At 40.1% G+C, this 21259-nt stretch carries 22 protein-coding genes and 3 tRNA genes; 24 read left to right on the forward strand and 1 reads right to left on the reverse strand.

Annotated elements, in window-relative coordinates; translation table 11 throughout:
- The first annotated feature begins 4 nt into the window (after nt 1-4).
- The 23 genes from RYM16_RS05015 to RYM16_RS05125 all read left to right on the forward strand — a co-directional run bounded on the left by RYM16_RS05015 (nt 5) and on the right by RYM16_RS05125 (nt 17964).
- Entirely contained in the window at nt 5-1126 is a 1122-nt protein-coding gene (locus tag RYM16_RS05015; RefSeq protein WP_314982702.1) for an acyltransferase, read from the forward strand.
- Nucleotides 1127-1292: 166 nt separating this feature from the next.
- Complete coding sequence (locus RYM16_RS05020) at nt 1293-2150, forward strand: aminotransferase class IV (RefSeq protein WP_314982703.1); 858 nt, start codon at nt 1293-1295, stop codon at nt 2148-2150.
- Nucleotides 2151-2207: 57 nt separating this feature from the next.
- Nucleotides 2208-3254 (forward strand): methionine ABC transporter ATP-binding protein, encoded by a 1047-nt coding sequence (locus RYM16_RS05025; protein ID WP_296002698.1) that lies wholly within the window; start codon nt 2208-2210, stop codon nt 3252-3254.
- A complete protein-coding gene (locus tag RYM16_RS05030) occupies nt 3235-3888 on the forward strand; it encodes a methionine ABC transporter permease (RefSeq protein WP_273298949.1) in 654 nt (217 codons plus the stop codon). The genes RYM16_RS05025 and RYM16_RS05030 overlap by 20 nt, the downstream gene beginning before the upstream one ends.
- 9 nt (nt 3889-3897) lie before the next feature.
- A complete protein-coding gene (locus RYM16_RS05035) occupies nt 3898-4194 on the forward strand; it encodes a YerC/YecD family TrpR-related protein (RefSeq protein WP_004693609.1) in 297 nt (98 codons plus the stop codon).
- Between the two features lie 65 nt (nt 4195-4259).
- Nucleotides 4260-5054 (forward strand): TSUP family transporter, encoded by a 795-nt coding sequence (locus RYM16_RS05040; RefSeq protein ID WP_314982705.1) that lies wholly within the window; start codon nt 4260-4262, stop codon nt 5052-5054.
- Between the two features lie 11 nt (nt 5055-5065).
- Entirely contained in the window at nt 5066-5833 is a 768-nt protein-coding gene (locus tag RYM16_RS05045; protein WP_314982707.1) for an SDR family oxidoreductase, read from the forward strand.
- A 137-nt stretch (nt 5834-5970) separates the two neighbouring features.
- Nucleotides 5971-6822, forward strand: coding sequence for a hypothetical protein (locus tag RYM16_RS05050; RefSeq protein ID WP_314982709.1), 852 nt, complete (start codon nt 5971-5973; stop codon nt 6820-6822).
- Nucleotides 6823-6841: 19 nt separating this feature from the next.
- Nucleotides 6842-7186, forward strand: a complete 345-nt coding sequence (locus RYM16_RS05055) for a YkvA family protein (protein ID WP_314982711.1) — start codon at nt 6842-6844, stop codon at nt 7184-7186.
- A gap of 116 nt (nt 7187-7302) precedes the next feature.
- On the forward strand, nt 7303-7722 hold the full coding sequence (locus RYM16_RS05060) for a thioesterase family protein (RefSeq protein WP_296002714.1): 420 nt from the start codon (nt 7303-7305) through the stop codon (nt 7720-7722).
- On the forward strand, nt 7715-8518 hold the full coding sequence (murI, locus tag RYM16_RS05065) for a glutamate racemase (protein ID WP_314982713.1): 804 nt from the start codon (nt 7715-7717) through the stop codon (nt 8516-8518). The genes RYM16_RS05060 and murI overlap by 8 nt, the downstream gene beginning before the upstream one ends.
- Nucleotides 8519-8530: 12 nt before the next feature.
- On the forward strand, nt 8531-9070 hold the full coding sequence (locus RYM16_RS05070; protein WP_296002721.1) for a hypothetical protein: 540 nt from the start codon (nt 8531-8533) through the stop codon (nt 9068-9070).
- A gap of 12 nt (nt 9071-9082) precedes the next feature.
- Nucleotides 9083-9733 carry a coenzyme F420-0:L-glutamate ligase gene (locus tag RYM16_RS05075; RefSeq protein ID WP_009352036.1) on the forward strand — a complete coding sequence of 217 codons (651 nt, stop codon included), beginning with the start codon at nt 9083-9085 and terminating at the stop codon, nt 9731-9733.
- A gap of 64 nt (nt 9734-9797) precedes the next feature.
- A complete protein-coding gene (locus RYM16_RS05080) occupies nt 9798-11528 on the forward strand; it encodes a hydantoinase/oxoprolinase family protein (RefSeq protein ID WP_314982715.1) in 1731 nt (576 codons plus the stop codon).
- Entirely contained in the window at nt 11518-12948 is a 1431-nt protein-coding gene (locus tag RYM16_RS05085; RefSeq protein ID WP_314982717.1) for a histone deacetylase, read from the forward strand. Before RYM16_RS05080 ends, RYM16_RS05085 begins: the two co-directional genes overlap by 11 nt.
- Nucleotides 12949-13126: 178 nt before the next feature.
- Nucleotides 13127-13882, forward strand: a complete 756-nt coding sequence (gene rph / locus RYM16_RS05090) for a ribonuclease PH (RefSeq protein ID WP_314982719.1) — start codon at nt 13127-13129, stop codon at nt 13880-13882.
- 1 nt (nt 13883) lies between these two features.
- Nucleotides 13884-14459: an XTP/dITP diphosphatase gene (locus RYM16_RS05095; RefSeq protein ID WP_314982721.1), complete on the forward strand. Its 576-nt coding sequence runs from the start codon at nt 13884-13886 to the stop codon at nt 14457-14459.
- Between the two features lie 66 nt (nt 14460-14525).
- Nucleotides 14526-15023, forward strand: coding sequence for a YfcE family phosphodiesterase (locus tag RYM16_RS05100; protein ID WP_314982723.1), 498 nt, complete (start codon nt 14526-14528; stop codon nt 15021-15023).
- 86 nt (nt 15024-15109) lie between these two features.
- Entirely contained in the window at nt 15110-15892 is a 783-nt protein-coding gene (speD, locus tag RYM16_RS05105; RefSeq protein ID WP_314982725.1) for an adenosylmethionine decarboxylase, read from the forward strand.
- 267 nt (nt 15893-16159) lie between these two features.
- Nucleotides 16160-17365 carry an NADP-dependent malic enzyme gene (locus RYM16_RS05110; protein ID WP_296002739.1) on the forward strand — a complete coding sequence of 402 codons (1206 nt, stop codon included), beginning with the start codon at nt 16160-16162 and terminating at the stop codon, nt 17363-17365.
- Nucleotides 17366-17628: 263 nt separating this feature from the next.
- Nucleotides 17629-17705, forward strand: a tRNA-Pro gene (locus RYM16_RS05115).
- A gap of 11 nt (nt 17706-17716) precedes the next feature.
- Nucleotides 17717-17790: transfer RNA gene (locus tag RYM16_RS05120), tRNA-Gly, on the forward strand.
- 97 nt (nt 17791-17887) lie between these two features.
- Nucleotides 17888-17964 (forward strand) — tRNA-Arg (locus tag RYM16_RS05125).
- A 134-nt stretch (nt 17965-18098) separates the two neighbouring features.
- Here the strand turns inward: RYM16_RS05125 and RYM16_RS05130 are convergent.
- Nucleotides 18099-18503 (reverse strand): type II toxin-antitoxin system death-on-curing family toxin, encoded by a 405-nt coding sequence (locus tag RYM16_RS05130; protein ID WP_314982727.1) that lies wholly within the window; start codon nt 18501-18503, stop codon nt 18099-18101.
- 498 nt (nt 18504-19001) lie between these two features.
- Between RYM16_RS05130 and RYM16_RS05135 the strand changes: the two genes are divergently transcribed.
- The gene (locus RYM16_RS05135; protein WP_314982729.1) at nt 19002-21155 is read left to right on the forward strand and encodes an ATP-dependent Clp protease ATP-binding subunit; all 2154 of its coding nucleotides are present in this window, start codon (nt 19002-19004) and stop codon (nt 21153-21155) included.
- Nucleotides 21156-21259: the final 104 nt, after the last annotated feature.

The following is a 21259-nucleotide window of genomic DNA, read 5'->3' on the forward strand; positions in this document are numbered from 1 at the left end:
GGGAATGGCTATGAAAAAAGCATTTTTACCGGAAATTACTTATATGCGTGGCCTCTGTATGCTCGGTGTTATCGGCATTCATGTAGGATCCTACGCATTGCAAAACCCTTTTGTAAATTTGGAACTCATTAGCGTCTTAGAAATTCTATCCCGCTTTGGGGTACCTGCGTTTTTCTTCCTCTCTGCATTTGGTTTGTTCTATCATACCTCTGTAGAGGGACCATTCTCATATAAGGAATTTATGCACCGCCGCATTCAGGTGGTGCTATTTCCATATATTGCGTGGTCCATCTTTTACTTGCTCTACACGGGGCTGACGGCCCATAATCTAGGCAATCTACATCCTGGGCCATTGGCGGTGAACTTACTCTTTGGTACGTCTATGTATCATCTGTACTTTATGGTCATCTTACTGTGGTTCTACGTAATGATGCCGCTGTGGCGTGCTATGGTGAAAGTCATTTTAAAACGCCCTGTATTTTGGATGGTTCTATTATTTATCATCCAAGTTGGTATCGATTATGTATCATCGTACATGCTTGGTCGTTGGGTTATGGAAAACCTCAGCAATCATCCTGTACTGAAATATCTCTTTGATATGCGACTCAACTATTGGGTAATTCATTATGTGTGGATATTCCTCTTAGGTGCCGTATGTGCTGAAAGATATGAAACAGTCTGTGAATACATGTGGCGTTATCGTTATCTTTTAGGTGCTAGTGCGGTAGGCTCTGTGCTATTAATGCTTGGGTCCTATTATTATGTAATGGACGTATGGCATTACACAGTCTTGGAAGCCATTTATACGGTACATCAAATGAGTCCAATGGGTGTTCTCTACACTGGTTTGGGAACGATGTTTAGCTTATTCTTATTCCAAACATTGCCTATGAATGTAACAATGGAATCTATATGGTCTGAGATAGGGGATAAGTCCTATGGCATTTACTTAGTCCATCCGTTTTGGTTGTTGATCATCTCTGGTGTGATGGCTAAATATAATCTCCTATATACAGTGGTCAATGTCCTTGCCATGTATATTATGGCGTTAGGCTTGTCGTACTTGACTACAGTAGCTCTAAATTATGTGCCTAAACCGTTGCGTAAATTTATATTAGGAAACTAATACATCCGCTAGGATATAGTTTTTAACTATGGTATCCTAGCGGATTTTTGTATATCTAAATAATATCTTTCACAAAGTAAAGTGTGAAAATTTGAAAGTAATTGTGTTATAATAAGTCCATGATTACTACTTGATAGAGTAACGAAATAGAAAAAGAGGTGCTCCTATGCAAGAATTAACATATTTTAATGGTGAATTCGTTGAACCAGGTGCTAAAGTTATCAGCATTGATGACCGTGGCTATTTGTTTGGTGACTCTGTATACGAAGTTGTGCGCGTCGTAAAAGGCCGTTGCTTCGCATTGTCTTACCACCAAGATCGTTTATACCGCTCTATGCGTGAAATGGATATTCCTGTAAAAATGACTCCTGATGATTTGACAGAGTTGCACGAAATCTTAATCGAGCAAAGTGAAATCAAAGAGGGGTATATTTATTTACAAATCTCCCGTGGTGTGGCACCACGTCGTCATGCATACGATCGTTCTAAATTAGAACCGCAAATGCTTATGTCTATCCGCACTTTGGATTTAGATGACGTGAATAAATTGGGTGAAGGCGTAAAAGCTATTGCCTTACCTGATGAGCGTTGGGATAAAGTAGATATTAAGACGACAAACTTGATTCCAAATATCTTGGCTCAAACAAAAGCAGAAAAGAAATTTGCTTATACTGCCATGTTATTCCGCGATGGCATTTGTACAGAAGGCGCTACTTCTAATGTGTTTGCTGTAAAAGATGGTATCTTGTATACACATCCCGCAGATAATCACATCTTGAAGGGCATCACACGTCAAATGATTGTGACACGCGTTGCACCATCTTTAGGTATTACTCTCATCGAAAAAGAGTTTGACCGCGCCTTTGTTGATGATGCGGACGAATTATTCTTTACCGATACAATTGGTGGTGTCATCCCAATTATCAAGCTAGACAGAAATCCTGTATCTGGTGGTAAACCTGGTCATGTGACACTTCGTCTACGCGAAGCTTTAGAAAAATTGATGGAAGAAGGTTTGCCTTAATCGGTAAGCCGATTTCATTGAATGGTAAAAACTTTTACCTTAAGAAAGGAAATTATTTTGATACAATTAGAACACATTAGTAAAGTCTATGAAGGCGCTACTCGTGTGGAAGCATTGAAAGATATTAGCCTCAATGTAAAAGAAGGTGAAATCTTTGGGATTATCGGTCAATCTGGTGCCGGTAAATCTACATTAATTCGATGCATCAACATGCTTGAAGCTCCTACATCTGGCTCTGTTATTGTAGATGGTACAGACTTAACAAAACTTAGTAAATCCGATTTACGTAAAGCACGTAAAGATATCGGTATGATTTTCCAACATTTTAACCTTTTGTCCTCACGCACAGTATATGATAATGTGGCGTTCCCATTGGAATTACAAGGTATGAGTAAGGCAGAAATCAAGGAACGTATTACGCCGATTCTTGATATCGTAGGCCTTACAGACCGTATGAATAACTATCCGTCTCAATTGTCGGGTGGTCAAAAACAACGTGTTGGTATCGCTCGTGCCTTAGCTTCTAATCCAAAGGTTCTACTTTGTGACGAAGCTACATCTGCTCTCGATCCACAAACAACGGATTCCATTTTGAAATTGTTGAAAGACATCAACGAAAAAATGGGCCTCACTATCGTCCTCATTACACATGAGATGCATGTTATCCGTGAAATCTGTGACCGTGTAGCAGTTATTGAAGGCGGCGTTATCCTTGAAGAAGGTAGCACTGTTGAAGTGTTCACACATCCTCGCGAAAATACAACAAAAGAGTTCATTAGCTCTGTAGTGAGTGATAACTTGCCTCCAGAAGCTTTGGAACACTTTGAATTGCATGACCAATGGATTGCAGGTACGGCTCCGTTAGTACGCCTTAAATTTACAGGTCAAGCAGCAGATGAGCCTGTAGTAGCAGGACTTGTACGACGCTTTAATTTGGACGTAAGCATCCTTTTCGGTGGTATTGATTACATCCAAAATATAAGTGTTGGTCGCCTTATCGTCATCTTAAATGGCGATCCTGAAAATGCACAAGCAGGCTTAGACTACATCAAAACATTACCAATTGAAAGCGAGGTGATCGGTTATGTCAGAGCAAATCATTAATCTTCTCATAACTGGTACCCTTGATACATTGCAAATGACCATCATCTCTACGGTAATGGCCATGTTGCTTGGTATCCCTCTTGGTGTCGTGTTAGTGGTAACATCTAAAGGTCACATCTTAGAAAATGTAGCACTAAATAAAGTGTTAGGCGCTATCGTAAATGCGACGCGTTCTGTACCTTTCATTATTTTGATGGTTGCTATCATTCCGTTCACGCGTATGGTAGTAGGTACATCTATCGGTACTACGGCAGCTTGTGTGCCTTTGACAATTGCTGCTATTCCATTCTTAGCACGCCTTGTAGAAACATCTATTAAAGATATCAACTTTGGTGTTATTGAGGCGGCTCAATCCATGGGTGCAAGCCCACTCCAAATCATTTGGAAAGTATTATTACCAGAAGCATTGCCTACGATTATTGACAATGTAACGGTTCTTATCGTTAACCTTATCGGTTACTCTGCAATGGCTGGTGCTATTGGCGGCGGTGGTCTCGGTGACATTGCTATCCGATATGGTTATCAACGTTTCCAAGCAGACATTATGATTGCTACCATCATCATCTTGATTATTTTGGTACAAGTTGTACAAATGATTGGTGATGCTTGGTCTAAAGCGATGAATAAGAAGTAGGAGGATCCTATGAGCATCAATGAAAAATTGAGAAGTCAACAAAACGATGAGTTATTCACCGCTATTTTAACCCTTGAAAATACAGAGGAATGCTATGCATTCTTTGAAGATATTTGCACGATTAATGAACTAAAAGCTTTATCTCAACGCTTGCAAGTTGCAAAAATGTTGCGTGCAGGGGATAGCTATGAAAAAATCGTAGAAGAAACAGGTGCGAGCACGGCAACGATTAGCCGTGTCAAAAGATGCTTAGTCTATGGTGCTGATGGTTATACCTTAGCGCTAGATCGTCTAGGTGCAAAATAATATAAACTAGCATGACAACGGTGGCCCTTTGGCGACCGTTGATGTGCTATCTGTAGGAGGTTTATATGGAGTGGCTCATTGAGGTAACAGGTTTACCATTTGATATCCTTATACTCATTTTGCTCGCCGTAGCGGGGGCTTTCGCAGGGTTTGTTGACTCCATTGTGGGCGGCGGTGGACTCATTTCTGTACCAGCCATGTTATTAACAAATCTTCCGCCGAGTATGGCCTTGGGTAGTAATAAATTATCCAGTATTTTTGGGGCTGGCAGTGCATCGATTACGTTTTTGCGGAATCATATGGTTGATTTTTCTTTAGTTCGTAAACTATTGCCATTTACCTTTATTGGTTCTATGATTGGTACATTGGCGGTTGTATCGTTGCCCCCATTATATGTAAAGCCTATTATTATCATCTTGCTCGTTTGTGTTACACTTTTTGTAGTATTCAAAAAGGATTGGGGCGAGGTGAACCGCACTTCTGCAGTAGCGGGCAAAGCTTTATATATATGTATGGCTTTTGCTCTTGGTATTGGTGTCTATGATGGTTTCATCGGACCTGGTACAGGAACATTTTTGATTATGGGCTTTATCTTTACAGGATTTGATTTTTTACACGCATCAGCTAATGCGAAGATATTAAATTTTACTAGTAATGTAGCGTCTTTATTGGTGTTCTTATATTTAGGGCATGTCAATATTAAATATGGTCTTTCCACAGGGGTGGGACAAATTATAGGCGCATATTTAGGCTCTCATCTAGCGATTGCTAAGGGTTCGTCTTTAGTGCGTGTTGTATTCTTGTCAGTAACGACAGTGATGTTGTTGAAATTGGTGTATGACTATATTTCAACGTTATAGGAGGGCAAAGTATGCCTCATAAAAGTGATGTACAAGTGGCATTGATCAGTGGTGGTACATCGGGTATTGGCTTTGCTACGGCCAAGCTTTTACTGAAAGAAGGCTGGTGCGTAGTCATCAATGGCCGAAACGAAAAATCTGGTCAAAAGGCTAAGACTAAGCTGCGCCGCTATTCTTCAAAGGTGCAGTACATTCAAGGTGATGTATCTAACATTGAAGATTGTCAGCGTATTGTAAAAGAAACGGTGGAGCTATTTGGTGGTGTGTCTGCTCTTGTAACGGCGGCGGGTTACTATGAAGAAGAGTTGCTATCTGATGTGACAGAGGCCGCTTTCGATGAAATGTTTGGAACGAACGTAAAAGGAACTGTGTTCTTATGCCAAGCGGCGCTTCCGTATTTGCGCGCTGCAAAGGGGAGTATCGTAACCGTTGCTAGCGATGCGGGCTTGCAAGGCAATGTAGCTTGTTCTGTATATGGTGCATCAAAAGGTGCGGTGGTGAGCTTTACAAAATCTTTATCCCTTGAGATGGCACCGCATGGTGTTCGCGTTAACTGCGTATGTCCTGGTGATGTAGATACATCCTTAGTAGATAAACAGATTGCTAATGCCCATCAAGATAAGGCTACTGCAAAGGCTGAAATGGGCCAACACTATCCATTGGGACGTATTGGTAAGCCTCATGAAATTGGGGAAGTAATTGTATTTTTATTGAGTAATAAAGCGTCCTTTGTAACAGGTGCAGCTTGGACTATCGACGGTGGTCTCACTAGTTGGTAATATAGAAAATATTGGAAGTTATTTTATTTTTTAAATCTATAGATAATTACAAAAATTCATTTCACTTCTATCAATAGAATGGTATAATAATACTAATAATATGACCTATAGTTGGTTCACAACAAAGGAGAATAATTATGGCAGAATATAATGGCGTAACACTTGAGCCACTTATGGATGGTTCTCAAGATCGTGACTATCAAGTTGAACAATTTATCTTCTGGGGTGCAGGTCGTGCAGCGGCTTTAGCATTGTCCCCTAAATTCAGCAGTGTTGCTTTGTGCGCCAATGCTACGTACATGGTAACTCGTATAGCTCATCTGTATGATGTAGAATTACAATCTGGTGCTGTAGTAGGTTTAGTTGGTGGTCTTAGCACCGCTGTAGGTACAGCGGCTATTTCCCTTCTTATTCCTTTGAAAGCAGTTCGCGTTCCTGTAGCTATCGGATTAACCTATGCTATTGGTAAAATTGCTCATATTTGGATTCAAGATGGTATGCCTTCTGATATCGAACGCTACAAACCAATGGTTGCTGAATTCCTTGAAAGCGGTAAAGCTATTGCATCTGAAATCGTTCGTGATGCAGGTGCTAGCATTCCTTTCACACAAGGTCAACGCGACGTATGGGCAGGTATTGCTAACGAAACAGGTCTTGCTAAAGAAACATTGAAACAAGTTTACGAAGAAAAAGTAACACCTGCTATCGATAAATGGAATAACGAAACAAAATACCAACTTCATGACAATGCAGCTGAAGTTGTAGCAAAAGTATCTGATGCAGCGAAAGAAAAAATTGACGTTGCTAAAGAAAATATTGATGTAGCCAAAGAATTGGCTAAAGGTGGCGTAGAAGTGGCTAAAGCTTCCGCACAAGCAGCAGTAGACACAGTAAAAACTAAAGCTTCTGATGCTGTAGAAACAGCAAAAGACGCTGCTGCAAATACTGTTAGCACAGCGAAAGATAAAATTGGTAGTTTGCGCAAATAAGCGCTGAAGGATTATTACGATGAATCCCATAAAAATTATTAAATACGGTAAGTATTTTAGCGAATCAAGATTTGTAGGTTTTCTTGGCCGATATGGTAAGAAACTTGCCTTTGTACAACAAGCGGTAACCTTATTCCTCTGTTTACGAGATCAAGATACCCCGAAATATGTAAAAGCAGTCATTGCAGGTGCCTTAGGGTATCTTGTATTGCCTGTTGATGTTGTACCGGATACGATTGCCGTATTAGGTTGGTTAGATGATGTGGCGGTACTCGGAATAGCCTTTAAGGTTGCGAATCGTTACATTAAAACGAGCCATCAAGAAGAGGCAAAAAAATTCTTCCCATTTGGTAGCAGTCGCTAACTTTTACCATTTAAGGCAGTTTGATCCACAGTGATTGAACTGCCTTTAATTATTTGACACCCTAAAGTAATAGATATACAATAAAAATTGTATACTATTTAAAAAGGACAGAATTTATGCATATTGCTTCAGTAAATGTACGATTTTACGAAACTGATATGATGGGGATTGCGCACCATAGTAACCACTTTAGATGGTTTGAAATGGCGCGTATTGAATTCCTTCGTCACATCGGTGTAACCTTGTGGGATATGATGAATGAGGATATTGTGTTTCCTATCATGAACGTATCTTGCAATTATAAAGAGCCAGCGAATTTCGATGATGAACTTCACATTGAAACGTACTTGGTTAAAATGACGCGGGCTCAAATGGTTTTCCGCTATCGCATGAAACGCGCTAGTGATGGTGCACTTCTGGCGACGGGAGAAACTAAGAACGCTTTTATGTCAAAATCAACAGGAAAGATTGTGCGATTAGACGACACTTTTTATCAGCCTATGTTAGCCGCTGTTGAGGAGATGCCTAATGAATAATGTACAACAATTGCCTATCGGTGTATTTGACTCCGGTGTAGGCGGACTATCAGTATTAAAGGTATTACAAGAACAATTTCCACATGAAGATTTTATCTATATCGGTGATAATGCCAACAATCCTGTAGGTAATCGCAGTGATGATGAAATCACGTATTTAGCATGCCGTATTGCAGAGGCGCTTGAGAAGCAGCCTGTTAAATTGATGGTTATTGCCTGCAATACTTTCACCGTTGTTGCCCTTGATGAGGTGCGTGAACGCGTATCCGTTCCAGTTGTTGGGGTTTCTCAAGGCGTTAAAACGGCTATTAGTGAAAGTAAAAGCAAAACTATTGGCATTATGGCGACTGTGGCTACTGTAAACAGCCATATTCATAAGCACGTTGCTTTAGAAGTTGATCCTGAAGTGCTGGTGTGGGAACAACCTTGCCCTGAATTGGCAGGTCTCATTGAGCAAGGTCATTTAGATGACTTTTTTGTTCGTGACGTAAGTAAAGAGTATTTAGAGCCTTTACTATCTCGTGAAATTGAGGTAGTCGTTTTGGGCTGTACTCATTTCCCATTTGTTAAACCTTTATTAGAGGAATTATCTGCTGGTCGCATCCAGTTCGTAGATCCTGCTTATGAAACGAGCGATCTTGTGCGTCGTATTTTAGAGCGTAAGGACCTCTATAATCCTCAAGAAAACCTTGGTACTGTGAAACTGTATTTCACAAAAGATATTGACCTTGGCGATACATTAAGTGCGTCATTCCTCGATACAAATCTTCGTACCATTGAACATATTACACTATAAAGGAGATGCCCTATGTGGTTTTATAACGTCCTAACTGTAGTAGTATCCATCATTGTGGCTATTGCAGTACTGTATTTATTATTCCGTTTGTTCGTATTGAAACAAGGTGATGAAAAGGTTATTTTGTTGCCAAAACGAGCAACTAATTTCCAAGTATCTGATCGAAACTTTGAATCTATTACATTGTTCTGTGACGTTCCTTTCGTAAATAAAGGTCGTCAAAATGGTACGATTATGGACTTGTTCCCGCGTCCATTATTGCCTGAGGAACAATTTGATTCTGTGAAAGTAGACGCATGGGCTATGGATATCAACCGCCCACGTCACGATGGCTATTTTGAAGCTGTTATTATCAAACCACGTAAAGGTGGCACTATTCGTGTATACGTTACATTAACAGGTAAAAATGGCAATATTCGAGAAGATATTAAGGGCTTCCCTTATATGAATATCGACATTTACTACCAAGTGGTTGGTCGTGAAGATTACCACATTGATAAACAACGTATTCGTTTGACCCCAGAAGAAGTAGAGGCCGCATTAGGCCAATAAGGAGGCATTTCAATGGCAGAATTAGAGTTAGTATGTGTACCAACACGTATTCTTACAGATAATGATGACATCGTAGATGCTATCGTTGAATATGGTGGTCATAATATTGGACCAGAAGATATCGTATGTGTAGCTGAATCTGTAGTGGCTATTACACAAGGGAATTTCACTCGTCCAGAAGAATTAGACGTATGCTGGCAAGCTCGTTTAATTAATCGTTTTATTCATCCAGATGGTTCCATGGCATCCATTTATGGTATGCAAGCGGCTATGGATGTAGATGGTAAATGGAAGGTATTAGGCGCCTTTATTTTAGGTGCTATTGCTAAGATTTTCCGCAAACCAGGTGTGTTCTACGCTATTGCTCGTGCCGCATCTTTGGCTGACGATGTAACAGGCACTATGCCTCCATTTGATAAACATATCGTACATGGTCCTAAAAACCCTGATAAAGTAGCTGAGAAAATCGTATCTCGCACAGGTTGCTATGGCGCTGTAGTAGCTGACGTTAATGACTTGAAACGGTCCGCTATCTTAGGTACAAGCCGTGGCATTGATGCTAAGAAAATTGCACAATTGTTGATCGACAATCCATTTGGTAATGATAGCCAAATGACTCCAATTGTTATCATCAAAAATTACGCATCTGTATCTGGTAAATAACAGAAGGCTGTACTCATCACATAGAGATGGGTACAGCCTTTTTATATTGTAATTAGGAGGTTTTATGTTATTAGGTTTAGATGTAGGCGGTACTTTTACAGATGCCGTTATTATTGACGGTCATCGCGTAGTATCAACTGCTAAAAGACGGACTACAAAGGACAATCTAATGCAAGGGATAGGTGAGGCCTTAGATGCAGTCTTAGATAGTTGTGATACATCGCATATTGAACAAGTAACCTTATCTACTACAGTGGTGACGAATACCATCGTAGAAGAAAAGGAGCAAGTTGTAGATCTTTATGTAGTAACAGGTCCAGGGCGAAACGTAGATGACATATTTCCTGTGAGTCCTATATATCTTCAAGGCTACACAGATCACAGAGGTATCGTGGTAGAGCGTACTTCTACTGATGCGGTACGTGATATTGCAAAAATGGTTCAATCTCGTAGTGGTACTGATTTGGCCGCTGTATCTGCAAAATTTGGTGTCCGTAATCCTCAAGAGGAACTATCTATCACTGAAGTATTACAAGAAACGTATAATACTATATCTAATGGTAGTTTATTGAGTGGCTCCTTGAATTTTCCTCGCCGTACTATAAGTGCCTACTTTAACAGCGCTGTAATGCCAGTATTTACAGTGTTTAAGAAAAATGTGGAAGATGCGCTGAGTGCACGAAATATTAAGGCTCCACTTCATATATTAAAGGCCGATGGGGGCTCACTTCCTATGGAGCACATGGTAAGTCGACCTGTAGAAACTGCTTTTACAGGACCTGCTGCCACTGTGCTTGGTTTATCTGCTCTCGGTGCTATAGATAATATGCATACAGTGGCACTAGATATTGGGGGCACCACTACAGATATTTCCCTTTGGAAACAGGGGAAACCATTGATGACGAAGAATGGCGTATCCATTCGTGAATATCCAAGTGCAGTACGATCTTTTGCGGTCACATCAGTCGGTATTGGCGGTGAGTCCGTAGTTCGCATAGTGGATCGTGATATTACGGTAGGTCCTGAACGCGTAGGTCCATCGGCGGCTTTAGGCGGCACGGAACCAACCTTGGGGGATGCACTCATTGTATTAGGTCATGCAAGCTATGGTAAGACTGAACTTGCCACACAATCCTTACAACACTTAGCCGATGTGTTACAAGCTAAGTGGAAAGAGGTGGATTGTGAAAATCCATTTGGAAACCACAATTCTGAGAAGGTCTGTACTCATACTATGTCGGCTCTAGATGTAGCACAGCGTATCGTTGAAAGGGCATTAGAAACAATTCAACGTGGTATCGATGAGGTGGTACAGGCAGAAAACAAACGACCTGTATATGTAGTAGCGGATATTGTAAATCCTGATATATTTGTACCTGCCCAAATCGTTGTGGTAGGTGGTACGGCACCTAGCTTAGGACCAAGCATCGGCGAGTATTTGAATTTGCCTGTTACAATTCCGAAAAATGCAGCTGTAGCAAATGCTATCGGTGCGGCTCTCGCTTTATCGACTATTGAACTTACCGTACATGTCGATACAAAGCGTCGCTTGCTTGTCATTCCTGAGTTAGGTATTAAGCAACAAACGTGTACCTTAAAACGAGCTGAACAAGTCATTGAACGAGCGAAAGAGGCTCTTATTGAAGAGGCTTTGCGTCTAGGTCTAGATAAAACGCAAGAGGTTGAGGTTATTAGCATTGAAGACTTCCCTGTAGTAGAAGGTTGGCAGTCTATGGAACGTCTAATTACTGTAAAAGTACAGCTAGCAGCGGGGGTGAAACAGTATGTGGAATAAGGGACTATCCTATCGTGAACGTCATGGACTTGGACATGCGGGTATGAATAAAGGTATTAATACAAATGTAGATGATACGTTACATACTGATAGAAATGCACCAAAACATAGTTTAGGTTTAGTATTTTTCCCTGCTTTTGACTGGAAGATTTCTGAAACTCATCCAGAACGGCAAGAGAGATTACTGTACACTCGGGATCAAATCGTAGAAGAAGGCTTATTAGATATACCTAATATCAAAGAATATAATCCTATCGTAGCCGATTGGGATACCATAGAGCGTGTTCATGTAGGGGCTCCTGATTTAGAGTCTTGGGTAACGGAAGCACATCGTGTATCTGCAGGCGGTGCTATTGCAGCTGCTGATGCAGTTATGCGTGGTGAAGTAGATCGTGCCTTTGCTTTAGTAAGACCGCCAGGACATCATGCGATGGCCATGGTTCATGGTATTCGTGGATTCTGTACCATAAACATTGAAGCCGTTATGATACAGCACATACGCCAAACCTATGGTATTAAACGGGTGGCTGTAGTAGATACAGATGTACACCATGGAGATGGCTCTCAAGATGTGTTCTATCATGATCCAGATACGCTATACATTAGTTTTCACCAAGATGGACGAACCCTATATCCAGGCACAGGTTTTATGGATGAGTTTGGTGGACCACAAGCCATCGGTGGCAATATAGATATTCCATTACCGCCAGGCACAGGTGACGAAGGCTTGATGAAGGTTATGCGTGAATTAGTATTGCCAATCCTAGAAGACTTTAATCCAGACATAGTTATCAATTCTGCAGGGCAAGATAATCACTTTAGCGATCCTTTAGCTAATATGCAGGTTACTGCAAAGGGCTATGCGGAGCTTGTAGATTTGTTGCAAGCAGATATAGCCGTCTTAGAAGGTGGTTACTCTGTACAGGAAGCATTACCTTATGTAAATACGGGTATCATTTTATCTATGGCAGGACTTGATTACAGTAGGGTCGTTGAACCTGCTTTTGACCCTGATAAATATAAGCAAAGCCAAAATGTAACTACCTATATAGATGACCTCATCGGTAAGTGGAAGGTCCAATGGGCGAATCGTCATACGATGGCAGAAGAGGAACGCACAGGCGTAGGTGATATATGGTCGAACCGTTACAATGTGTATTATGATGAAACGGGCGTACAAGAGGAACGCCTTGAAAAGGTGCGCATGTACGAAGATAAGGTAGGATGGCATAGCGTACTTTCACGAGGCCAATATGGACCTTATGGACCACAAAGTGTATATGCTATATTTATTCCTTGGCAAGCAGATACGGAAACTCGCCAAGATGCAATAGCAGAGGCTAAACGAGCTAAAGCAGAGGGAGGGGCTAGTCGTTATGTTGTAGTAGATCCTCTCGGTGATGGCCAATATGAGGTATAGTGGTAGATTCTTAAAGTACCATGTAACTCATGGTACTGAATCATATTCAGTTAGAATCGGTAACTATAATCTGATTCATGGTAATAAAAAATAGTTAAATTGTGATATAATAAGAAGAAATAACGCCCCTTTGTGTAAGGGGCGTTCTAATGTTTAGTTTTAGAATGGTGAGGTTCCTATGCGCAGCGATAATAGAACAGCAGGTCAATTGCGACCTATTAAAATAACACGGAATTTTACAGAGTATGCAGAAGGTTCTGTACTTATTGAGTGCGGTAAGACGAAGGTTATCTGTACGGCTACTGTTGAGGATTCTGTGCCGCGCTGGTTAAAAGGTTCTGGTCAAGGATGGGTGACCGCTGAATACTCTTTATTGCCACGTTCTACTCAAACTCGTGTGAGCCGTGAGGCTGCTAAGGGGAAACAAACGGGCCGTACCGTAGAAATTCAACGCCTCATTGGTCGTGCGTTGCGCGCTGTCGTAGACCTTGAAGCACTAGGTGAACGTTCTATTATGATCGATTGCGACGTTATCCAAGCCGATGGTGGTACGCGTACAGCCTCTATTACAGGAGCTTTTGTGGCCCTTGTTGATGCGGTGGACTTCACCTTTGGTGGAGCAGGTAAATTCCCAATTACTGATTTGTGTGCCGCTATTTCTGTAGGTATTGGTCCTGACGGTCCTATTACAGACCTTTGCTATGAAGAGGATAGTGCCGCTATCGTTGATATGAATGTAGTGCGTACTGGATCTGGCAATATGGTTGAGGTACAAGGTACAGGCGAACATGGTACCTTTACCCGTGATGAACTCAATGCATTACTTGATTTAGCAGAGGCTGCTACAGATGAACTTATGGCTAAACAACGTGAAGTACTTGGCGCGACGGCAGATAAAGTAGGTAAGGTTTATCCTACAGCTCCGGAGGTGTAAGATGGAACAAATCGTATTAGCAACAGGCAATAAAGGTAAAATTCGCGAATTTTCCGAGGCTTTTTCCCATTTATCTATCGATTGTTTACCGGTGAAAGATGTCATTTCTATTGAGGAACCAGAGGAAACAGGTACAACCTTTATGGAAAATGCTCTTTTAAAAGCCCGCTATTATGCAAAGGCTACCAATCGTCCGTGCCTTGCTGACGATTCTGGCATCACCGTAGATGCTCTTAATGGGGCACCAGGTGTGTATTCTGCTCGTTATGCTGGTCATCACGGTGATGATCAAGCTAATAATGAAAAATTGATTCGTGAGCTTCAAGGTAAAAGCGACCGCACAGGTCATTATGTGTGTGCTTTAGCCCTTGTATATCCTGATGGTCGTGAAGTGACAGCAGAAGGCTATTGCGATGGCCTTGTCCAAGATGAGCCAAAAGGGGATAATGGCTTTGGCTATGATCCGTATTTCTATGTGCCTGAGTTCAAGAAAACAATGGCTGAACTTAGCATCGAAGAAAAGGAAAAGATTAGCCATCGTGGCCGTGCACTACGCGAATTAATTAACAAGCTTTGATATTTTCGAACTATATGGTATAGTTCATTTAAATATGTAATATAATAGTATTAGAGAATTTATAAAATGAAGCGAATTGGTATTTTAAGTGATACCCATGGGTATCTAGAGGATATTGACCTCGTCTTGGAGGCTACAGTAGATCAAGACATCGATATGTGGCTTCACGCTGGAGATTTTGGTGATGATGCTCGTTACATGCAGGAGCATACGGATATTCCTGTATATGCAGTGCGTGGTAATAACGACCGTGTACAACCTCTTGAGCCGAGAGAGCAGTTGATTCCGCTAGAGGATACCTATATTTACATGACTCATGGTCATGAGGTATCATATTATAATCGTATACAAAAACTGATTGAGTTAGGAGCTGATATGGGTGCGCGCCTTATCGTATCTGGCCATAGCCATCATCATGGTGAGGTTCGTGTTCGTGATGCGGTATTTGTGAATCCTGGCAGTATTTCGTTGGCTCGTGACCGCTCTGGTGGTACCTTTGCCATCGTTACTTACGATAATGGTCAGTTTGATGTAGAGTTTGTGTATAAACAAGATATTGTTTAGTTATATGGTGAAAGCTTCAAGTGGTAACGTCTTGAAAAGCTTTCAAAAAATAGTAAGTCTATGCATGGAAAGGGTTATGACATATCATGGATACACCAGTTAAAGCAAAGCCTAAAATGAAATTATATGGTTTTAATAATCTCACAAAGACATTGAGTTTTAATATTTATGATATTTGTTATACTCGTACGGAAGAAGAGAAAAAACAATACATTCAGTACATTGATGAAGTATACAATGCAGATCGTTTAACAGCTATTTTGACAGAGGTAAGCCGTATTATCGGTGCTAACATTCTTAACATAGCAAAACAAGACTACGACCCTCAAGGTGCGTCTGTTACGATTTTGATTTCTGAAGAGGAAATTGAAAAGGAAGATGTAGTCATGCATCTTGATAAATCTCACCTTACTGTACATACTTACCCTGAAAGCCATCCGCACAAAGGGATTAGTACGTTCCGTGCCGACATTGAAGTGTCTACATGCGGTCAGATTTCTCCGCTTAAAGCACTCAACTATTTGATTCAAAGCTTTGACTCCGATATCCTTACATTGGACTACCATGTACGTGGTTTTACTCGTGACGTATCTGGTAAGAAAATCTATATCGACCATCGCATCAATTCCATCCAAAACTACATCAATGCGAAAACTCGCAACATGTACAACATGATTGACGTAAACGTATACCAAGAAAATATTTTCCATACAAAGATGATGTTAAAAGAGTTCGATTTGGATAACTATCTCTTTGGTATTACCGAAGCTGAATTGAGCGATCGTGAAATTAAGCAAATTAAACAGCAATTAAAACAAGAAATGATGGAAATATTCTATGGTCGCAATTTACCATCTGTAAAAGCTTAACAGTAAATTTGAAATATTTTTCAAAATCTATATATAGCAAAATACGAATATAATGCATAAGTAGATAAGTCTTAGTTGGCTTATCTACTTTTTGTTTACTTATCATAATTTTCGTTAACAGAGATTAATACTATTTAAATCTAAAAAAATCGATAACCATATCAAAAAAACTTGTGTTGTTATTTATCATTTTGTATAATACAATTAGTTTATGGTATTAATTACCGACTCTAAAGAGTCCGAGTGTTTCCACAAAGGAGAATTATTATGGACGTACGTGAATTAGCAGTACAGAAAAAACGTGAATTGAAAGGTTTCCTTACTGTAGGGACTAAATATGAATTGAAAGACGCTCATGACTTGTCTGTAGCTTACACTCCAGGTGTAGCTGAGCCATGCTTGCGTATTAAAGATAACGAAGCTGAATCCTTCGAATTAACATGCCGTTCCAATATGGTTGCCGTAGTTTCCGACGGTACTCGTGTACTTGGTCTTGGCGATATCGGCGCTGCAGCAGCATTGCCTGTAATGGAAGGTAAATCCTTATTGTTCAAAAAATTCGGTGATGTAGACTGCATTCCATTGGTTGTAGATACTAAAGATGCTGATACTTTGATCAACACTGTAAAATTATTGCAAAAAAACTTTGCTGGTATTAACTTGGAAGACATTTCTTCTCCTAAATGCTACGATATCGAAAATCGCTTGAAAGAAGAATTGGAAATTCCTGTATTCCATGATGACCAACACGGTACTGCAATCGCATGTTTAGCTGGTGTAAAAGGCGCTCTTCGTTTAGTTAAAAAAGATTTAGCGACTGCTAAAATCATCGTAAACGGTGCTGGTGCAGCTGGTGCGAACATTGCTCGCTTGTTATACCTTGCAGGCGCTCGTGATATTACATTGTTAGTATCCTCTGGCGTATTGCACAAAGATTACAAACGTCTTGACTCCTTGCAATCCGAATTGATTGACTTGCTTAAACTTGAAGAAAAACATGGTGACTTGGCTGAAAATGCTAAAGGCGCTGACATTCTTCTTGGCGTATCCGCAGCAGGCGTATTCACAAAAGAAATTTTGGAAAACTTAGCTGACGATGCCATCGTATTTGCAATGGCTAACCCTAACCCAGAAGCTACATATGCAGATATGAAAGCTGCTGGTATCCGCGTTGCAGGTACAGGTCGTTCCGACGCTCCTAACCAAATCAACAACGTAGCGGTATTCCCTGGCGTATTCCGCGGTGCTATCGACGTACGTGCTTCTCAAATCACTGATGAAATGAAATTAGCTGCTGCTGACGCTTTGGCTAACTTGATTCCTGATAGCGAATTGAACGAAGAAAACGTAATGCCATCCGTATTCGATCCTCGTGTAGCTCCAGCTGTTGCTAAAGCAGTTGCTGAAGTTGCTGTAAAACAAGGTATCGCTAAAAACCCTGGCGTAGTAGAAGACGGTAGCTATGAAGGTTAATCTATTTGCTTTAAAAGCATTAGCATAACCATAAAATAACTATAGAACAATATGACATGCACCTCGAAAGGGGTGCATGTTTTGTATATGTATGAATAAAATTTAAAAAATTAATGAAGTTGTAAAAAAGTACTTGTCACTATTTGGTATCGATGATATAATTATTTTCGTTGCAGAGCGATACTCGAAAGAGTAGAAAACTCAGCAAGAGTAGTGGTTGACATCAACTACCAGGTTTGCTATAATTAGCAAGTAATTAATGACGGGGCATAGCGCAGTTTGGTAGCGCACCTGGCTTGGGACCAGGGGGTCGCAGGTTCGAATCCTGCTGCTCCGACCATTTTTTTATTTGCGGGTGTAGCTCAATGGTAGAGCCCCAGCCTTCCAAGCTGGTCGCGAGGGTTCGATTCCCTTCACCCGCTCCATTTTTTTTTGCCTTTTTTAGGGTAAAACGTCATATTGACGATATATACTACATAATTTATACTATAATAGATAATTACATATATAGGTAATCCACATGGTTCAGTAGCTCAGTTGGATAGAGCAACGGCCTTCTAAGCCGTGGGTCGGGGGTTCGAATCCCTCCTGGATCACCAAAAATTAGCACCTTGCTTATGCAAGGTGTTTTTTATTAGCTTATTAAGCGGGGAAATATAGTAATTACAAAAAGTGCTGTACTAGAAAGCGATTTTATCGCATTCCATTACAGCACTTTTTATTTCAGCTAGGATTATAGATTCTCTATTTGGATTGTATTCTCTTGTAACCATTTTGATAATTCTGTATTATCCATTCTTCCTGCAGCTACATTGATAATCAAATTTTCAACGTCTTGTTGTGTAGCGGTAATATCATATCCGTTAATGATTAAATACACATACATACTGTGGAGTGCAGTTCGTTTGTTGCCGTCTGTAAAGGGATGATTATTGGCTATACCATAACATAATTGTGCCGCTTTATCGTAGATAGATGGATATAAGTCATTACCCATAAAGGTTTGGAACGGGGTTTTTACTGCTGAGGCTAACAAGTTTTTGTCACGGATGCCTGGAGAGAGGATAAATGAGCCTTCTAATTGTGTGTGGAGTTCACAAATATCTTGTAAGGTGAGTTGAATGTTTTGTGTACTCATTTATTCTCCAATGCTTTATATAGTTTGTAATTACGTTCTAACACTTGTAGCGAAATGTCTTTTATCCGCTTTTTTAATTCTTTATTAGTATCACTAGTTATGATGGGGGACTCTTGGGGGGGTTGGGGATTGCCGATTTTCGGATCCTTCAGTGTCATAAATCAAACTCCTTTACTATATATTTGACTTTTAATTTCTTATATATTGACTTTTACTTTTATTATATAGGTAATAAATCAATATAAACAATATGATTTGTAATAAATAACTCAAAAGTTCAATTTTCTTAACCGCCTACAAACTCAGTATTTAGCTATGTTTTTATCCTTGAAACACATTGGTCAAATAAAAAAGTCAAAAAATAGTCAAAAATTTCCTTTTTGACATATTGACTTTTTGACTTTATAGGGTTATTATTATGTCACAGGGTTAAGAAACCCAGTAAAAATAGTATTAGTCAAATAGTTAAACTCTATGATGTATGAGGGGGTTATATATATGAACAACAACTTTAACAACTTTGGTAATGAATTTAGCAGCATGAATGATTTGTTTAATCAATTGATGGGTAATATGGGTGGTTATTCCACAGAACGACGCAGTTATAAAATTAATGGTCGTGAAGTAACTCCAGAGGAGTTTGCTTACTACCGTCAAACTGGTCGTTTACCATCTAATGAAGAAATGCAAGCTGCTCAAGCTGCACAACAAGGTAAAATTAAACAAGATGGTATCCTTGCTCGTTTAGGTACTAACTTGACTGACCAAGCTCGTGACGGTAAACTCGATCCTGTAATTGGTCGTAATAAAGAAATTCAAGAAACAGCAGAAATCTTAGCACGTCGTACTAAAAACAATCCAGTACTCGTAGGTGATGCTGGTGTAGGTAAAACTGCTGTAGTAGAAGGCTTGGCACAAGCTATTGTAAATGGCGATGTACCAGCTGCTATTAGAAATAAAGAAATCATTTCCATCGATATTTCTGGCTTAGAAGCAGGTACTCAATACCGTGGTTCTTTCGAAGAAAATATTCAAAACCTTATTAAAGAGGTAAAAGCCGCTGGCAATATTATCTTGTTCTTCGACGAAATTCACCAAATCTTAGGTGCTGGTTCCACTGGTGATGGTCAAGGTTCTAAAGGTTTAGCAGATATCTTGAAACCTGCTCTTTCTCGTGGTGAATTATCCGTAATCGGTGCTACAACACAAGATGAATACCGTAATACAATTATGAAAAACGCTGCATTGGCTCGTCGTTTCAACGAAGTAAAAGTAAACGCACCATCTGCAGAGGATACTTTCAAAATCTTGCAAGGTATTCGTCCATTGTACGAAGCACATCATAATATTGAATTACCTGACGCTGTTTTGAAAGCGGCGGTAGATTATTCCGTACAATACATTCCTCAACGTAGCTTGCCAGATAAAGCAATCGACTTGATCGATGTAACGGCAGCTCACTTAGCATCTCAACATCCTGTAACTGATATTAAAACATTAGAAGCAGATATTGCAGAAGCAAAAGCAAAACAAGAGGAATATGCTCAAAAAGAAGATTATGAATCCGCTATCAACGAAAAAATGCGTATTCAAAAATTACAAGCAGAGCTTGATAACCATACAGAAAACCAAAAAGTAGTGGCTCAAGTGAACGACGTAGCAGAAGCTGTTGAAAGAATGACAGGTATTCCTGTATCTCAAATGGGCGCGTCTGATATTGAACGCTTGAAAGACATGAAATCTCGCTTGGAAGCACATGTAATCGGTCAAGATAAAGCAGTAGAGGCTGTATCTCGTGCTATTCGTCGTAACCGTGCTGGCTTTGACGAAGGCAACCGTCCAATTGGTAGCTTCTTGTTCGTAGGTCCTACTGGTGTAGGTAAAACTGAATTGGCTAAACAATTGGCTATCGACATGTTCGGTAATAAAGACGCTATCATCCGCCTAGACATGTCCGAATACAGCGATCGCACAGCTGTATCCAAATTGATCGGTGCTACAGCAGGTTATGTAGGTTATGAAGATAACTCCAACACATTGACTGAACGCGTTCGTCGTAATCCATATTCCATCGTTCTTTTCGATGAAATCGAAAAAGCAGATCCTCAAGTTATTACATTGCTTTTACAAGTATTGGATGACGGTCGCTTAACAGATGGTCAAGGTAATACAGTAAACTTCAAAAACACAGTTATCATCGCTACATCTAATGCAGGTTTTGGTTTTGGTGCTGATGATCAAGATGAAAACAAAACTGACATCATGGAACGCATTGCACCATACTTCCGCCCAGAATTCTTGAACCGATTCAACGGTGTAATTGAATTCAATCACTTAAGCAAAGACGATTTGAAAAAAATCGTAGACTTAATGTTGGCTCAAGTAAATAAAACATTAGCTAAAAAAGGTATTACTTTAGATGTAACTGAAGAAGCTAAAGGCTTGTTGATGGAACAAGGTTATGACAAAGCTATGGGCGCTCGTCCATTACGCCGCGTTGTAGAAACTGAAATCCGCGATAGTGTAACAGACTTCTACTTAGACAACATCGATGTAAAACACTTACTTGCTGATGTAAAAGATGGTCATATCGTTATTACTGAAAAAGTAGACTCTGCTGATAGTAAAGAGCAAGATGAGACTGAAAAATAAAGCGTAGAGGCAAATGTGTCAGAATAATCATTTGACAAATCTGAATAAAGTAGTAATATTGAAAGCATAATTATATAGTGAGTATGCAAGGGAGCCTATTATAT

Source organism: uncultured Veillonella sp. (genome assembly GCF_963524655.1).
In the GTDB taxonomy this organism is placed as follows: Bacteria; Bacillota; Negativicutes; order Veillonellales; family Veillonellaceae; genus Veillonella.